Source organism: Streptomyces sp. NPDC055025, assembly GCF_053608565.1.
Map to the genome: position 1 here is coordinate 43443 of NZ_JBSGVS010000034.1, position 16347 is coordinate 59789.

The 16347-nt window shown below is 69.8% G+C and carries 19 protein-coding genes; 18 read left to right on the forward strand and 1 reads right to left on the reverse strand.

Annotated features, from left to right (window positions below):
- Positions 1-1019 precede the first annotated feature (1019 nt).
- From ACWGDX_RS21375 to ACWGDX_RS21430, 12 genes are all read left to right on the forward strand, one after another.
- The gene (locus ACWGDX_RS21375) at positions 1020-1313 is read left to right on the forward strand and encodes a hypothetical protein (protein WP_453627781.1); all 294 of its coding nucleotides are present in this window, start codon (positions 1020-1022) and stop codon (positions 1311-1313) included.
- Complete coding sequence (locus tag ACWGDX_RS21380) at positions 1310-1630, forward strand: hypothetical protein (protein ID WP_453627783.1); 321 nt, start codon at positions 1310-1312, stop codon at positions 1628-1630. Before ACWGDX_RS21375 ends, ACWGDX_RS21380 begins: the two co-directional genes overlap by 4 nt.
- Positions 1627-2085, forward strand: coding sequence for a Pycsar system effector family protein (locus ACWGDX_RS21385; RefSeq protein ID WP_453627784.1), 459 nt, complete (start codon positions 1627-1629; stop codon positions 2083-2085). Before ACWGDX_RS21380 ends, ACWGDX_RS21385 begins: the two co-directional genes overlap by 4 nt.
- Positions 2082-3191, forward strand: coding sequence for a DUF2637 domain-containing protein (locus tag ACWGDX_RS21390; protein ID WP_453627786.1), 1110 nt, complete (start codon positions 2082-2084; stop codon positions 3189-3191). The genes ACWGDX_RS21385 and ACWGDX_RS21390 overlap by 4 nt, the downstream gene beginning before the upstream one ends.
- Entirely contained in the window at positions 3191-3583 is a 393-nt protein-coding gene (locus tag ACWGDX_RS21395; protein ID WP_453627788.1) for an RRQRL motif-containing zinc-binding protein, read from the forward strand. Before ACWGDX_RS21390 ends, ACWGDX_RS21395 begins: the two co-directional genes overlap by 1 nt.
- Before the next feature lie 105 nt (positions 3584-3688).
- On the forward strand, positions 3689-3982 hold the full coding sequence (locus ACWGDX_RS21400; protein WP_453627790.1) for a hypothetical protein: 294 nt from the start codon (positions 3689-3691) through the stop codon (positions 3980-3982).
- 82 nt (positions 3983-4064) lie between these two features.
- Positions 4065-4601, forward strand: coding sequence for a plasmid transfer protein TraA (traA, locus tag ACWGDX_RS21405; RefSeq protein ID WP_453627792.1), 537 nt, complete (start codon positions 4065-4067; stop codon positions 4599-4601).
- 53 nt (positions 4602-4654) lie between these two features.
- Positions 4655-6661 carry a plasmid transfer protein TraB gene (traB, locus tag ACWGDX_RS21410; protein ID WP_453627794.1) on the forward strand — a complete coding sequence of 669 codons (2007 nt, stop codon included), beginning with the start codon at positions 4655-4657 and terminating at the stop codon, positions 6659-6661.
- Positions 6662-6858: 197 nt separating this feature from the next.
- Entirely contained in the window at positions 6859-7326 is a 468-nt protein-coding gene (locus ACWGDX_RS21415) for a hypothetical protein (RefSeq protein ID WP_453627796.1), read from the forward strand.
- 19 nt (positions 7327-7345) lie between these two features.
- Complete coding sequence (locus tag ACWGDX_RS21420) at positions 7346-7612, forward strand: hypothetical protein (protein WP_453627798.1); 267 nt, start codon at positions 7346-7348, stop codon at positions 7610-7612.
- Positions 7613-7693: 81 nt separating this feature from the next.
- Positions 7694-8488: a deazapurine DNA modification protein DpdA family protein gene (locus tag ACWGDX_RS21425; RefSeq protein ID WP_453627800.1), complete on the forward strand. Its 795-nt coding sequence runs from the start codon at positions 7694-7696 to the stop codon at positions 8486-8488.
- 80 nt (positions 8489-8568) lie between these two features.
- Positions 8569-9285, forward strand: coding sequence for a hypothetical protein (locus ACWGDX_RS21430; protein ID WP_453627802.1), 717 nt, complete (start codon positions 8569-8571; stop codon positions 9283-9285).
- Between the two features lie 105 nt (positions 9286-9390).
- Here the strand turns inward: ACWGDX_RS21430 and ACWGDX_RS21435 are convergent, their stop codons facing one another.
- Positions 9391-10398, reverse strand: coding sequence for an HNH endonuclease (locus tag ACWGDX_RS21435; protein WP_453627804.1), 1008 nt, complete (start codon positions 10396-10398; stop codon positions 9391-9393).
- Positions 10399-10500: 102 nt separating this feature from the next.
- Here ACWGDX_RS21435 and ACWGDX_RS21440 point away from each other — a divergent pair, with 102 nt between their 5' ends.
- The 6 genes from ACWGDX_RS21440 (at position 10501) to ACWGDX_RS21465 (ending at position 16244) form a co-directional block, all read left to right on the forward strand.
- Entirely contained in the window at positions 10501-11184 is a 684-nt protein-coding gene (locus tag ACWGDX_RS21440) for an SAM-dependent methyltransferase (protein ID WP_453627806.1), read from the forward strand.
- Entirely contained in the window at positions 11181-11810 is a 630-nt protein-coding gene (locus ACWGDX_RS21445) for a DNA cytosine methyltransferase (protein WP_453627808.1), read from the forward strand. Before ACWGDX_RS21440 ends, ACWGDX_RS21445 begins: the two co-directional genes overlap by 4 nt.
- A complete protein-coding gene (locus tag ACWGDX_RS21450) occupies positions 11807-12649 on the forward strand; it encodes a bifunctional DNA primase/polymerase (RefSeq protein ID WP_453627810.1) in 843 nt (280 codons plus the stop codon). The genes ACWGDX_RS21445 and ACWGDX_RS21450 overlap by 4 nt, the downstream gene beginning before the upstream one ends.
- A 4-nt stretch (positions 12650-12653) precedes the next feature.
- Positions 12654-14129, forward strand: coding sequence for an ATP-binding protein (locus ACWGDX_RS21455; protein ID WP_453627812.1), 1476 nt, complete (start codon positions 12654-12656; stop codon positions 14127-14129).
- 460 nt (positions 14130-14589) lie between these two features.
- Positions 14590-14781, forward strand: coding sequence for a helix-turn-helix transcriptional regulator (locus ACWGDX_RS21460; RefSeq protein ID WP_453627814.1), 192 nt, complete (start codon positions 14590-14592; stop codon positions 14779-14781).
- Positions 14778-16244, forward strand: a complete 1467-nt coding sequence (locus ACWGDX_RS21465; RefSeq protein ID WP_453627816.1) for a tyrosine-type recombinase/integrase — start codon at positions 14778-14780, stop codon at positions 16242-16244. Before ACWGDX_RS21460 ends, ACWGDX_RS21465 begins: the two co-directional genes overlap by 4 nt.
- Positions 16245-16347 lie beyond the last annotated feature (103 nt).

Consider the following 16347-nt stretch of genomic DNA (forward strand, 5'->3'; position numbering starts at 1 on the left):
GTCCACGTACGGGGTGAACAACGCCCCTCACCTGGGGCGATTCTGATTGTGCGCCAGGAAGTCCCGGTGCGAATCCCGAGAAGTTCGCTGCGTGACTTGACGAGGACACTGTGTAGGACCTGTAATACAGGTACCGCATCGGACGGAAGTCCACAGCGAGATGCACATCCGGAGAGGCCCTCTTTGGGCTGCTTCGAACGCCCGGAGGGCCCCGGCAACGAACGGGAGTGAGCCCGAAGGAAGCGGTCGCTCTTTGAGAACTGAACAGTGAATCAAGATGGGGTGAGAGTCCCTGTCCCCGCGGGCGGCCGGGTGAGGTTCGCCCCCCGTGACGACCGGGTGACGTTCGTGGCGGTGCTTGACGTGCTGGCTCTGGAGAACGTCCCTTCGGGGGCGCCACCCGGCACGACCGCCCTGCTACCGCGCCAGAGCAGCGACGATGGCGCGCCCGACTTCGAGGCTCGGGACTGGCCGGCCGTGGCAACGGTCCGCCCGTAGAAGCCCTGCCCCTTCTTCCCTCCTGATCCCGGAGGTTCTCGTGATCCGCCGACATAGGTAGGCGCCGCTGTGCTGGACCGGCACTTCGGCAAGCCCATCGCGTCATCACCTGATCCGCCGCTTAGCGCACCGGGACAGCCGGTGAGTCGCGGGTCGGGTCTACCTGCGCAGCAGTGCTGCGGCCGGTTGCCTCCTCCGCCCGTCCGGGTCCCTCGCGGGGCTCGTACGGGCGGGGTTGAGGGGAGCCGGACAATCTCGCTGGTTCCAACGAGCGCGCCGCCCGGAGCGGTAACTCCGGGCGGCGCAGTACAGGCACCTGAACTGGAGGGACCTGTGATCAGCAGTCTGACAGAAGCAGAGGCAGCCGAGATGCGGCGCAAGGTCGCTGAGGCCAACAAGCGGAGCCGGGACAACGCCGGAACCAACTGAAACCACCCCACGAACGGCGTGCGCCCCCGGAGCTGCAACTCCGGGGGCGCTGGTCTGGGCCGTTCCCACCTTCTGAGGAGAGTGCACGACCCATGAGGATCATTGTTGCCGGTCATACGGCTGTCACGCCCGGAGAGTTCGTGGAACTGGCGCTCGGTACCCCGCTGGACTTGTGGCTGGGTGTCGAGGGTGAGAGTGAGATGGAGCGGGCCGCGCGCATGGACGCGGCCCGGGACATCCTCGCGGATGAGCCGGAGCTCCCGGACCGGGTGAGTCAGGTCGCGGCTGAGGCGATCGAGGCGTTCGCCCCGGACCTGTTCAACGTCGTCCCGCTGTCCCGGGCTACGGCCCGGCGCCGGCCGCTGCGGAACGGAGCAGCGGCATGAGCACGCCGACGATGACCGATATCGCCGCGCCGCTCGCGGCCCTGCGGCTGCTCGCCGCGGACTTCCCCACCCTGCCCGCCGCGAGCGTCGGGGTCTCCACCATCTTCCCCAACCGGCTGGAGCTGTCGTTCCACGGGGACTTCGCCGCGTTCGAGGCGTGGCGGTCGGCCCTCGGCATCGACTCCGGCACGGTGGCCTACGGCGAGCAGAGCGGCGGGCGGACACGGGTCCTGACCGTGTGGGGCGACTACGCCGGCGCCCGCCTCCGTCTGACCGGATACACCGCGCACCCCGACCACGTGGGGGGTGCCGAGTGAGTGCCCTGGACACCCGCCTGACCGCTGCTCATGCGGAGGTGAAGGCGGAGATCGCCCGGACCGACAACAAGACCGGCTTACTGCTGGCGTTCGTCGGTGCCCTGCTGGCCAGTGTGTGGACTGTCGCCAAGGACATCCCCCTTCCGGTCGCCGCATACGTGGTGGGCGGGGCGGGCGTGGTGCTGCTGGTCGCTGCCGCGGCGGTTCTGCTGCGGGCGGTCCGCCCGAACCTGGGTGGCGACCGGCCGGTGGGTTTTCCCCGGTGGGCGACGCTCACCGCCGATGAGGTCCGCAGCGACCTGGCCGAGGAGCGGCGGGCGCAGCACATCGCGGAGCTGTCGCGGATCGCGGTCGTCAAGTTCGCCGGTCTGCGCCGCGCGGTCGACCTGACGTGCGTGGCCGGTGCGCTGCTGATCGTGGCCGCTGTGATCGCGGTGGGGGGTGCGCTGGCATGAATCCCGTCGCTGTCACTGACGATCAGATCCGTTCCGCGGAGCGGGTCCTGTCGGCGGGAACCTGGGCCATCACCGCCGGGGCTGTCCTTTTCTCTGTCCTGACGGTTACGCCGCTGGTTCAGCGGGTGACACCGGAGGGCTGGGAGCTGACGGCGCCGGTCCTGCCGCTGGTGGTGGACGCGGCCGTGGTCATCGTGATCCGGCTGGACTCCGTCGTCTCCCGGCTCGGTGGGTCCGGTGGGCGCTGGCCGGCCGTACTGCGGTGGCTCACGGGCGCCATGACTCTGCTGCTCAATGTGGGGGACAGCGCGCTCAAGCGGGACCTGGTCGGCGTCGCGGTGCACGCCGTGGCGCCGCTTCTGCTGATCGTCACCGCCGAGGCGGGGCTCGCCTACCGGCGTGCGATCGGTCGGGCGCTGGACCGGATCGCCCGTGAGCAGGCCGCTGCTCACGCCGCTCAGGAAGCCGCTCACCGCGAGCGGGAACAGCTCGCCCGGCAGGAGCGGGAAGCCGAACGGCAGGCCGCGCAGGAAGCACAGGAACGGGCCGAAAAGGCCGCCCGCGAGGAACGTGAGCGGGCTGCTCGAGAGGCCCGGGAGGAGCGCGAGCACAAGGCCCGGATCGCCCGTGAGGAGCGCGACCACGCCGCGCGGATGGCCCGTGAGACGGCCGAACGCGAAGAGGAGCGCGAGCGCCAGAGGGTCGCACGTGAGCGTCAGCTGAAGCTCGATGAGCAGGCGCGAGCAGTCCGTGAGCGCGAGCGCGCCGAGGCCGAGCGGAGGTCCGCACGCGAGCGTCGGGAAGCCGCGGAAAGGGCGGAGCGTGAGCGGCTGGAGAAGGAGACCGCTCAGCTTCGTGAGCGGCTGCACTCGCCCGTGAGCACGGGTGAGCAGACCGGCCGTGACGAGCGGCGCATGAGCGAGGAAGAGGCCCGCGCGCTGATCGTCGTGGGCCTGTCCGAGGGAGTCACGCAGCGGCAGATGGTCGACGCGACCGGATGGTCCGCCGGCTGGGTCGCGGCCCGCTGCAAGGAAGCCCGCGACGACCACACCGCCGACAACGCCGTTACCGGTTCTCGTCAGGATGACACCGTGGCGGTCGCGTGATGGCGGACAGGTTCTGGGACCCCGACGGGGACCTGCACGGCATCCCCACCTACCTGTTCCGCATGGCCCCGCCCGGCCTGGCCACCCGTCGGCAGCTCCGCGCACAAGGACTCCGTCCCGGCGGACAGGACGCCGCCGCGCAACTCCTGTGGTTCTCCAACCGCTACAGGCGTCCCGGCAGTCCCCCCGCAATCCGGGTGGCCTACCTCTACCGCCTCGACCGCGCTCTGCCGGTCCGGCCCATGACCCCGGGCCGCGCCGCCGCACTCGCCAAGGCGATGCTCACCCGCCGCACCTGTCCCGAGTGCCGGACGGACGCGGGCTACTGCATCCCGACGTCCCTCGGCATGTGCGTGACGTGCGCGTATCTCGAAGAACAGCGCGCCGCCTGAACTCCCCTGCCACCCCAACAGCCCCGGCAGTCTCGCCGCGAGGGCGCCGGTTCGACTCCGGCCCGGGGCACTCCTGTACCACCCCACAACCTGAGAGGAGATGTCGTGCGTGCCCCGACTCCTGACGCTCAGATCAGCGCGGGTCACATCCCGGCGGACCTGATCCCTGCTGGCAGCGATCCACGGACCGTGGTCGTCGTCCACGTCCACCCGCAGCAGCGCTCGTTTGTCGGTCCGCTGGCGCTGGTCCTGGCGGGCGCGTTCGGTGTGGGCGCGGTCGTGTGGGTCACCGCCGCCGTACTGCTCCAGCTCGCCCAGGTCGCCGCCATGGTGGCCGCGTCCGCTCCCGCGGTCGGCGGCGGTCTGACGATCGCGCTCAAGGTCCGCAACAACCGCTGACCGTCCGTGCTCTGTCGTCCCCGGTACCGGCTCACGGGCCCGGGGGCGGCAGAGGACCGGACAGACCGGCCCGCACCACCACATGTCGGAGGACAGGCCAGTGACGGCAAGCAGCAATCCCAAGGGAAACAAGTTCACGAACGCCGGTGCGGCGGCCGGCGGTTTCGTCGGCGGGCTGGCCGGCGGATTCGTACCCCCGATCAACGTCACCGTGAACAACAGCCGGAAGGGCCCGACGGTCCCCGCGGCGCGGGCACACGCGGAGAGCCTGCTTCCCGCCCCGGAGTTCTCCTCTCCGGCGCAGATCCGCGACTACTGCAACACCCTGCGCGCGTCCGCCGTGATGCTCTCGTTCGAGGTGGCCATGGGCGCGGAGATTCTGAAGGCCGTGCTCAGCACGGTGCCGGACCCGGAGGGCCGGATGGGCGGCGCGAAGATCCGCGCGTTCAAGGTCGCACGGAAGATGCAGCGCGCTGCCGACGAGCTGCGCAACGCGGCCAAGCTCGCCGCCGCGACCTACGCCGCTTTCCAGCAGGAGTACGAGGGCGAGATCAACGCGGTCCGTCACCGTGCCCGCAAGGCGCAGCAGCCGCGGCGGATGGACTGGGCACAGCAGTGACCGACCGGTGGGCCGACCAGGACGGATCCGATATGGAGAGGACGGAGAAGAAGATGAAGAACGATGAGTACACCGGCTGGCCGAGCAAGGGCACCATCAGCACGTACCTCCTGCACCGGGCCAAGCCGCACCTGCCGCCGTGGCTGGGTGTCGCCGGCGTCGGCGTCGCCGGGTCCGGTGCCCATCTGCTGTGGGCCGATTCGGTGGGTGCCGGTGTCGGGCTGACCCTGTCCGCTGTCGCCCTGACCGGCGCGACATGGTGGGCCGGGCGGGAGACCAGCGCCCAGCGCCGCCTGCACTCCGCGATCACCGTGGCGGCCGGGTCGGCGTGGATGACCGGGGCGGCGCTCGCCGGGCCGCTGTCCGGGATCCTGCCCGACACCTACCTCATGGGCGGTGCGGTGCTCGCCCTGTCGTGGAACGTCCGCATGGCGCTGCGCACGTCGGACGGTGCCCCGGTCACGGAGTCCGGCGACAAGAGCCTGTTGGCCAAGGTCGGCCTGGCCAAGGCCATGATCGGCCGGACGCAGGTCGAGCCGAACCGCGTCACGGCCAACCTGGCGCTGGAGGGCGGGGAGCAGACCAACGACGATGTGGCCCGTGCCCTGGTGCGGATCGCGTCGGCACTGGACCTTCCGCAGTCCGCGGTGCGCTACCAGCCCGACCCCAACTCGGCCCGCCGCGGCGAACTGGTCATCGTCCCCAAGGACATGCTCGGCCAGGCACAGGAGTGGGACGGCCCCTCCCTCCCGGGCGGCTCGATCACCGATCCGCTGGTCCTCGGCCAGTACGACGACGGATCCCCGCTCGTGGTGTGGCTGCCCGGCGACCCGGAGGCCGGCCGCAACGCCAGCCACTTCCTGATCGCGGGCGGGACCGGCTCCGGCAAGGGCGACGCCGCCCTGAATCTTCAGACGGAGATCCTGTCCCGCCGCGACGTCATCCTGTGGCTGTCCGACCCCAAGGCGTTCCAGGACTTCCGGCCGCTGCTTCCCGCCTACGACTGGGCCGTCGAGCAGGGCGCCGGGACAGAGGCCATGGTGGAGGCGCTCCAGCGCGTCATCCCTGCCCGTACCGGGTGGCTCGGGAAGCACTCCTACCGGCAGTGGACCACGCAGGCCGCGGAGACGCAGACCGACCCGGCGCACTCCTGCCGCCCCGACCGCACCCCGTGCGGCTGCCCCGGCATGCCCTACATGGTCGCCTGGATGGAAGAGGCCGCGAACACCCTGCGCGCCCTGGGCGACGACGCGTTCACCGGCATCGCACAGGAAGCCCGCTCAGCCGGTGTGTCGCTGGTCGTCTCGTTGCAGCGCCCCTCCTTCGACCAGATGTCCACCAGCACCCGGGCCTCCCTGCCGTCCGTGATCGCACTCGGCTGCGACGCCCGTGACGAGGGGTTCTCCCTCCCGGAGTCCGTGATCGACCAGGGCGCCCACCCCGGGGCATGGGGCAACCGGCGACCCGGCTACTGCTACATCGTGGCCGGCGGGATCGACCCCGAGCGGTACGCATCGCCGGGCCGCACCCGCCAGTTCACCACCCAGGCCGTCTCGCTCATGGAAACGCTCGCCCAGTGGGCCGTGCGCAACGGCGCCACCGCCGACCCGGTCACCGCCGGCGCCGCCAAGGCGGCCGTGGGCCGCGCGTACACCGGCCGTCGCGCCGACACCGACGAGACGGAGCAGCAGGTGCCCGCGGACCAGGACGACGACATGGCGACCGGCTCCCTGATGGATCCGGAGGATGCGGCCATGGACCCGGAGAACGACCTCCCCACCGTCCAGGACGGGGACGACGTCCCGATGTTCGGCCAGGACACCGGCCGCAAGCCCAGCCCCGACGAAGCACGGGAACTGTTCGCCCGCGCCCTGGACGAGTTCGAGACGGCCGGACAGATGGTGGTCGGCCCGAAGGACTTCATGGACTGGTGCGACGCCAACGGCTACAGCCGCCCGTGGGTCTCCGCACGGCTCCGGGACGCCGCCGCCGAAGGCCGACTGGCCCCGACCAACCAGACCGGCCGGTGGCGGATCGTCCCCGCCCTGACACCCGCCTGACACCTGACACCGTCACGGCCCCGTGACACCCAAACCCCTAGACGGGAGCACGTGTCACGCCCCCTGACACCAGCCCGTGACACCAGCCCTGACGCTCCCTGACGCCGGTGGGCCGACCCGCAGCAACCGGGTCGGCCCACCAGTCCAGAGCGTACCGAACGCCGCCCTCATCCAGCACAACTCAACACAGAGGAACGATGCTCGCCACCACCCTCGCCATCCTCGGAACCCTGCTGGGTGCCGCCACCTCCGGGTGGTTTTCGCTCCGTACCGCCGGCCGCGCCGAACGCGTCGCACGCGATGGGCAGTTACGCCGCGACCGACTCAACGCGGTCACCGAACTCGCCACCGCCATATCCGCCCACCGCCGCGCCATGTGGATGCGCGGCCGGGCCCGGCTCAAGGGCGCGCCAGCCACGCGGTACGAGGAACTCCGCAGCGAATCCCACATGACCCGCTCCGCAGTCGCCCGCCCGCTCGTGTCACTGCGCCTGCTCATCACGGACCCGGCCGTCCGTACCGCCGCAGACGCCATGGTGACCGCCACCTACGCCATGCGAGGAGCGGACACCAGCGACGCCGAACTCACCACGGCCCGCGAGGCGGCGATGCACGCCCACGACAGGTTCGTGGACACAGCCGCCGCCTACCTCAACCACTCCTGAGCACCGAGGAGACCCCCTGATGCGACTCCGCATCCAGCACACCGACCTGCCCCGTCCCGCCCTCCTCCTCACCGACACCCCCCGCCCCGACTGCCCTCGCTGCGAGGGCGACGGCGGGCACAACCGCGACTACGGCGATCCCGAGACCGGCGAGTACGCAGGCACCGACTGGGAGCCCTGCCCCTGCTGGAACGAAAACCGGTACTGGGTCCTGCTGCCCCTTCCGCGTCTGCCTCTGCGCTTCCGCAGGGACCGGCATCTGTACAGCGACGAACCGCCCTTCTGACGGCTGCCCAGACGCGCCCGGCCAACGTCGGGCGCGGTGGGGAGCCGGACAGCCCGGTCCCGTCGCAAGTCAGGAGAGCCAGTGCTGTTCTATCTGACGACCCACAAACGTCACTGGGTGAAGCTCACCGACGTGCCTCTGTTCCTGAAGTCCGAGCACTTCATCGCCGCCCGCACCCTGCCGGTCGCGCTCGGCCGGTACGCGGTCGACTCCGGCGGTTTCTCGGAGCTCCAGAACCACGGCCGCTGGACCCGCACCCCGCGCCAGTACATTGATGATCTGTACCGCATCTGGGAAGGCGTCGGGCCGTTCGACTGGGCTGCCCCGCAGGACTGGATGTGCGAACCGCTCATCATCCACGGCGGCACGGCAGGACCCCTGGCCTTTGCCGGCACCCATCTCAGCGTCGCGGAACATCAGCGCCGCACCGTGGCCAACTATCTCGAACTCCGCGAACTGGCCCCCGATCTGCCGATCATCCCCGTGTTGCAGGGCTGGGAACTCCCGGACTACGAAAGCTGCATCGACCTGTACGAGCGCGCCGGTGTGAACCTGGCATCCGAACCTCTGGTCGGCCTGGGCTCGGTCTGCCGACGCCAGTCAACCCGCGAGGGAGCTGACATCGTCACCGCTCTCGCCGCTCACGGGCTCCGGTTGCACGGCTTCGGCTTCAAGATGCTCGGCCTGGAGAAGGTCGGCCACCTCATGGCCACCGCTGACTCCCTTGCCTGGAGCTACCACGCGCGTCGGCGTCCGCCCCTGCCTGGCCACACCACTCACAAAAACTGCGCCAACTGCCTGCCCTACGCACTCCAGTGGCGCACCCGCTTCCTGGACGCACTGTCCCCGCAGCGGCCACCGGCGCTCGCCGCCTGACGACTGCCCAGACGCGCCCGGCCCCGTGCCGGGCGCGGTGGGGAGCCGGACAGCCCGGCCCCATTGCGAGGAAGGCACTCATGCCTGACCAGCCTGATCAGATCCAACAGACCATCTCGACCGGCGTCGCCACCCGTGAGGGAACCGCGGCCGACAACGCCGACTCCGCCCGCGTCTACGTGCTCGCGGACGGCACGGTCGGCGCGGCCGTGATCGACGGCATCGGCCACGGCCCCCACACATCCGCCACGGTCCCCCTCCTTGCCGAGACCGCCGCCCGCATCTCCGCCCGCCGCGGACCGCTCGCCGGACTCCTCACCGCATCCGAACTGATCGCCGACCCCGGCGCCGACGGAGAGGAAGCGGACGCCGTCGCAGTCGCCGCACGCCTCTACCCCGAACCCGGCATCGCCGTCGTCAACTGGACCGGCGACGCCCGCGCCTACGGGTGGAACGGCACACGACTGGAGCTCTACACCGACGACCACACCGTCGGCAAGCAACTCCGCGCCAACGGAGTCGCGCTGGAGATCGCGCGAGCGCATGACAACTGGCTGCGAACATCACTCGCCCGCGCCTCCATCGGCACCGTCTACACGGCCGGAATCAAGGAACCGCTGATCATCCTCACGTCCGACGGCGTCCATGACCAGGTCAGCCACGACGCCATGACGGACCTGGTACGCAGTCACCAGGACGATCCGCAGGCACTCGCCACCGCTCTCGTCACCGCAGCACGGCCGGACAATGACGGCTACCGCGACGACGCCACCGCCATCGTCATCACCCGCGCCTAGCACACAACCGCTGAGGGCGGCCCCAGGCTATGGCGAGCGGGGGCCGCCCTCATCCACCCAACAAACGAGATAGCAGCGGGTCATCCTCGACGCCATCCCGTATCTCTAGGACACAGCCTCCGGAGCCCGGCTGGCGGGCACGCTCGCGCGTGCGGTCCGGTGCTTGCGCCAGTGGGCAGCGAGCCATACCTCATGCTCAGGCCGCAGGCTGGCCAGGGGGGGCCTGCCGTGCAGCTCGGCGTATGCCGGGTAGCCGAGGAGTTCATCGTCGACCTCGATGCGCCCGCTGTCGGGGTTGACGCTGATCTGACCGCGGTCGAAGAGGCTGTGGATGTCGTTGCGCAGGAGCAGGCCACCCCAGTCGTGATGCTCGTCCTCCTCGGCAAAGCTGTACAGGTGTGCCGCCTGTAGGGCCCCGGCCGGTGCCGGTCCGGTGAACGCGCACGCCTGGCCGTGGTCGTCCAGCAACTGCTGGCGGAAAGGCCCCTGGCCCACGCGCGTGCGGACGTTCGACATACGGTGCCCGCCCGCGATCCTCCTGCGCTCCCTGCCGCCTGTCGGCTTCCCGCTGCCACCGCCCTCATCCAGGTCCAGGTCGCTGAAATCGATCCCCTCGACCGCGAGGAGAGCGTCACGCAGCTTCTCCCACCGGGCGGGGCGCATGCTCAGCTGGGAGTCAGGCGAGTCACACAGAGCCCTCAGCTGGTTGCCGGCAAGCAGGCCCCGCCCGTCCATCCATGTCTCGCCGTGGCGGGACCGGTAGGTGACTACCTGCCTGGTCTTGCTGCCCGGTACCTCGAACAGGGCGGGGCACTTGTTGCAGCGCCACGTCGGCTTCAGTCGCTTGCGCCGCTTGAAGTCGGCCTTCTTGCACTCCGGACAGAAGTAGAGCGTCTTGATCTCGCTCCCGGTCTCGATCCCGGAAATCACCCCGAGGCCGAGCAGCTGCTTCTTGTCCCACAGAGCGATCACGTCTCCCACGGCGATACGACCGTGGTTGGGGACCGTGTCGTCCCAGCTGTAGTGCTGCGACGGGTCGTCGTCGTACCCGTCGTTGCCCCCGTGCTGGCGATCGTCATCGCCCACGGCCAGCACCAGCCATGCCGTCGTCACTGCGCCCCTCCTGTGCCTACGAGCCGGGGCAGCCGCCCATCTCGCCAAAGACGCGGCTGCCCCACACCCCCAGCCCACTCAACAGAACTGGAGAAGACCAGCATGCCCCACCCCACTGACACCCGGCCCCCTACAAGGCTCAAGCCGCGGTTACTTGACCTGTTCTGCTGCCAGGGCGGAGCGAGCGCGGGATACGAGCGGGCCGGATTCGACGTGACCGGCGTCGATATCGCCCCCCAGCCGCGCTATCCCTTCCGCTTCATCCAGGCCGACGCGGTGGCGTTCATCCGTGAGCACGGCGCAGAGTTCGACGTCATTCACGCGTCTCCACCGTGCCAGCACGACAGCGAGTGCCAGCGCATCCAGGGCCGCGCCCACCCGGACCTGATCGAACCCACCCGTGCCGCCCTGGAATCAACCGGGCGCCCGTGGGTGATGGAGAACGTCAGGGGCGCGCTGCCGAAACTGCGCGGACCGGTGATGCTGTGCGGGCCCATGTTCGGCCTGGAGACGTACAGGCACCGCTACTTCGAGCCCGGCGGCGGACTCGTCCTGACCGCCCCGCACCACCCCGTCCACACCGTGCCGCAGGCCAAGATGGGACGCCCCGTCCCGCCCGGCTGGTACGGCCAGTATGTCGGGAACTTCTCCGGTGTCGACCAGGCCCGCCGCGTCATGGGCGTGCCGTGGATGAACCGCGACGGCATCCGCGAATGCATCCCCCCGGCCTACGCGCAGCACGTCGGCGCCGCGTTCCTCACGGTCCGGCTGGGGGTGGCGGCATGAGTGCGCGTGTGCTGCCGCTGCGCAGGCCCAACGGCCTGCGAGTGCTGGATCTGTGCTGCGGTGCGGGCGGCCTGTCGATGGGCTACTACCTCGCGGGATTCGACGTGACGGGCGTCGACAGCCGGCCCCAGCCGAACTACCCGTTCGCCTTCCACCAGGCCGATGCGCTCATGTTCCCGCTGGACGGGTTCGACCTGGTCCACGCGTCCTGGCCGTGCGAGCGGTACGCCCGCGTCACCGCCTGGCGCGGCGACCCGGACAGTCACCCTGACCTGCTGGCCGCCGGCCGTGAGCGCCTAGCCGCGTCCGGCCTGCCCCACGTCATGGAGAACGTCCCCGAAGCGCCGTTGCGGCCCGACTACCTGCTGTGCGGCTCTCAGTTCGGCCTCAATGTGCGCAGGCACCGGGCGTTCGAGACCTCATGGGGCGGCGGCGGAGACCTGCTGCCCCCGTGCTGGCACCGCCGGGACCTGCTGGCGTTCGAGCACAAGGGAGAGCGGGCGTACGCGGACGCCATGGGCTGCACCTGGATGACCAACAAGGAGGCCCGCAAGGCCGTACCGCCCGCCTACTCCCAGTGGATCGCCGTGCAGTTCCTCACCCACGAGAGGAGCGCCGCCGCATGAGCAGTCCCTTCCTGACCGCCGCCCTGGAGTTGGCGGTCCGAGGTGTCCCCGTGCTGCCTCTGCGGGCGGGAAAGCTGCCGTTCGGGAACTGCCCGGCGTGCACCGGTTCCGCGTGCGGCGACCGGCCGCACATGAAGCGCGCGGGTGCGTGCGTCTGCCCTGCTCCGTGTCACGGATGGGCCGCTGCAACGGCCGACACTGCCGTACTGGCCTCCCGGCCGTGGGCGCCGGCGTGGCGGGAGGCGGGGGCCGTCGCCTACCACCCGGGTGGTGCGGGCCTGGCCGTGGTGGACCTGGACAACGCGGCGGCCGTCGCCTGGGCCCGCGCAACCCTGCCCGCCACCCGCACCGTGCCGACCACGCGCGGCGAGCACTGGATCTACCAGGGCACCATGCGCTCACGCAACGCGGTCCGGTCCGACGTCGACATCAAATCCTGCATGTCCTACGCCCGTTGGCTCGGACCCGGCACCGGCCGCATGACCGAGCTGCCCGACGCCGTGCGCGCGCTGGCCGTAACGGAGCCCGCCGCGGCCCGGTCTACGCCGGTCGTCATCACGGTACCCGCGCCCGTCGGGGGCGGGGAGTGCCGCCACCGCGTGCCCGCCTACCTGGAACGCGGCATCGCCATGGCCGAGCAACGCATCACCCAGGCGAGCAGCGCGATCCATACGACCGTGTACCGGACCTTCCTCGCTGTCCTGTCCACCCATGGCCGGTGCGGGTGCCTCACCGACTCCCACGTCGCACGGCTGTTCACCGCCGCTCAGGCCAAGGGCGAATCCCTGCGGCACTGCACCATCGCATGGTCCAATGCTCGTACGGCGTTGGGGGTGTAGGGCTGTGGCCGACGACGAGAAGACTCCGGGGCGCGAGGTCATCACCGACTATGCGCAAGCACACTTCCGGTACTTCCGCACCGCCGACGGCACCGTGTACGCGCAGAAGAACGGCCACCCCGTGGCCCGTCCGATCCGCTCCCAGGGCACCACGGGCAGCCACCGGCAGGAACTCATGGTCGGCCTGTTCAAGGACGGGCACGGCGTCTTCAACGGAACCGCGCTCAAAGAGGCGCTGGACCTGATCGAAGCGCTCGCGCTGACCGAGACCACCCAGGCCGTCCACATCCGGGTCGCCCCGGGGTTCGACGGGGCGACGTGGCTCGACCTGGGCCGCAACGACGGCCGGTCCGTGCGTATTCACCCCAACGGGTGGGACATCGCTGTCCCGGATCCGCGTGAGGTGTGCTGGAGGCGCACCCAGCTCACCGGGGAACTGCCCCTGCCGGCCAAGGACACCGACGGCAAGGGCATCGACCTGCTGATGCGGCTGTGCAACTTCGCCAATGCGGAAACCGAGTGCCTTGCCATCGCGTGGCTCATCGGCTGTCTCGGACCGGGTGTGCCCGTCCCGGCCCCGTTCCTCACCGGGCCCCAGGGGGCGGGGAAGTCGACCGGCGGGCGGATGCTGGTGCGGATCGTGGAAGGCATGAGCGGCGACCTGCGGCGGGCTCCGAAGGACGAGGAGAACCTGATCGCGGCCGTGGCCGCCGGATGGGTCACCGCGCTCGACAACCTGTCCCACATGACGCCGGACCTGTCCGACGCCATGTGCTGCATCGTCACCGGAGCCGAGTCCGTCAAGCGCGCCCTGTTCACCGACGGGGACGTCCACCGCGCCCGCTACCGCCGCCCCCTGCTCCTGACCGGCATCGACGTCGGGGTCATCCGCCCCGACCTTGCCGAACGGCTGCTGCCCCTGCGCTTGGAGCGTCCCCGCATCCGGCGGACCGAGGCGGAGCTGTGGGCGGAGTACGCCGAGGTTCTGCCCGTCATCCTCGGCTCGCTCCTGGACCTCACGGTCAAGGTCCGGGCCGCCAAGGCGGAGACTCCCACCGATCTGCGGATGGCGGACTTCGCCCACCTGTGCGCACAGCTCGACACCGCTACCGGCCTCGGAGCTCTCGCCGCGTACCGGGCCAGCCTGGACGACCTCAACGACGACGTCATCGAAGGCGACCTGCTGGCACAGACCGTTCTTCAGCACGCCGAGACCATGTCCCCCGGCGGCGAGCAACGGATGACGTCGACCGAGTGGCTGCACGCCCTGAGCCGCCGCTACAACGGCGACGAACTCCGCGCCCTGCCCAAAGGCTGGCCGACCACCGGCAAAGTCCTCTCCGACCGCCTCAAACGCCTCCAGCCCACCCTCGCGGCCCGGGGTGTACTCATCGACAGCGGTCGCACCCGCGAAGGCCGCTACCTCGAAATGACCCGGCAGGGCGCACCGCCACCGCCCGAGCAGGCGACAGCGTTCTGACTGGCACCGCCGGTCACGGGGACAAGCAAGAGGAGCACGCCTCGCCGGGTGCTCCTCTTGCTTGTCCGGCGGAACGCCTCGCCAAGGTCGTGCCGCGCAGCGGCTCCTTCTTCACGCCTGAAGGGGCACCGCACTACTACAGACACCCCCTTCTTTTTCCTAAGTAGGGACGCTCTGCGTCACAGCGTCACGCCCGACGGAAAACGGCCCCCTGACCTGCCGCAACGAGCGTGACGCAGACGGCAGCCCCTGCGTCACCGCTGCGTCACAGCGTCACGCCGTGACGCAGCCCGTGACGCAGCGGTGACGCACCCACACACCACTGCGTCACACAAAATCCCAGGTCAAAGCCCCGCATGACGCACGTGACGCTGTGACGCAGAAATCCACACCTCGGACAGGCGCGCGCCACAGAAAGCCCACAGCACAAAGACCCCGTCACTCTCCCCAAGGAGGAGTCGTGGCCAAAGCTCGCGACGAGATGCTGACCATCCCCGAAGTCATTGAAGAGATTGGCGTGCCGCGAGCGACGTTCTACCGCTGGCGGCAGTGCAGGAAGGGCCCGAAGGCCATCAAGCTCCCGAACGGCGCCGTTCGCATCCGTCGCTCCGAACTGGATCGGTGGATCGCGGGCATGGAGGAAGCTGCGTGAACCACCGCAAGACCGATCGGACGGGCTCTCACAGTTCTGAGGGCCCGTCCGAGGCTCAAGAGCACACCCTTTCCACCGACGTACGTGTGTGGAAGATCAGCAGGATCACCAGCAAGAAGGCCCCGTACCAGCTCCGCTGGGTGGTCGCTGGGAAGGTCAAGCACGCGACCTTCGCCACCGTGGCGCTAGCTGAGACTCGCCAGTCTGATCTACGGAAGGCCATGCGCAAGGGGGAGGCATTCGACGTCGACACGGGCCTGCCGGAATCCGAGCTGCGAGCCGCCGAGGCAAAGAAGAACGCCCGTCCCGATCCGTCCTGGTGGGACTTCTCCCGCGAGTACATGTCAGTACGTTGGCGCGCCACAGCCGCCAAGACGCGGGAAGGCTTGGCGGACAGTCTCGCCACGGTCGCGCTGGCCATGATGGGTGACGCGGCGAAACCGCCCGCGCTGGAAGACGTGCGCGCGGCGATGCGGTGGCACGTCGTACCTGCGCACGAGGATGAAGAGCCTCCCGAGTATCTGTCGCCCGCCTGTTCGTGGCTGGGACGGCACTCGTTGCCCCTGTCCGCGCTCACTGATGCCAAAGTCATACGAGAGGTCAACTACCGGCTGTCGTTCAAGCTGGACGACAGTCCAGCAGCAGGCGAGACGTATAAGCGTCGCCGCCGTGGATTCAACACTGCCATGGAGTACGCGATCGAAGCGGGCTATGTGGACAGCAACCCTCTCGCCGGCATCAAGCGCTCCGGCTCCAAGACCCACGATGTGGTTGACCCTCGGGTCCTGGTCAACCAGGCGCAGGGCGCACAACTCCTCACCGCGGTCTCCTACGTCGGATCGGTCCACCGCAACCGTGGCCGACGGCTGGTCGCATTCTTCGCCTGTCAGCTCTACGCGGCGATGAGGCCGGCGGAAGCTGTCGGGCTCCGGTTCGAGGACTGCCACCTGCCAGAGCAGGGATGGGGCACCCTCACCCTGCGCGAGACACGCCCCGTCTCGGGCAAGAAGTGGACCGACACGGGCAAGCGCCACGACAGGCGCGGACTCAAGTCACGGGATGCCAAGGCAGACCGCCCCGTACCCATCCCGCCGGTCCTGGTCGCGATGCTTCTCGCACACGTCCAGGAATTCGGTACGGCCAAGGACGGCCGACTGTTCGCCAATGAGCGCGGGGACGTGCTGGGAACGTCCAGCTACTGGCGCGTATGGCAGGAAGCGAGACCGCTCGCCCTGCCGCCGGACAAGGAGTCGTCCCTGCTCGGTCGCCGCCCGTACGACCTGCGGCATACCTGCATCACGAATTGGCTGAACGCAGGGGTTCCCGTGGCCGAAGTGGCCCGGCGAGCCGGGAACTCCCCGGAGGTCATCCACCGCCGCTACGAAGGCTGCATCGACGGACACGAGGAGCTGAACAACAAGAAGATCGAGCAAGCAATGGGCTGGAGCTCGCCTCGCGTGTGACCTGCCTGTGGCTCACACGCCGCTCACACACAACCAGTGCGTGACAACGACAGAGAGCCGGACTCAGTGGGACTGAGTCCGGCTCTCTGAATCAGGCACCCGC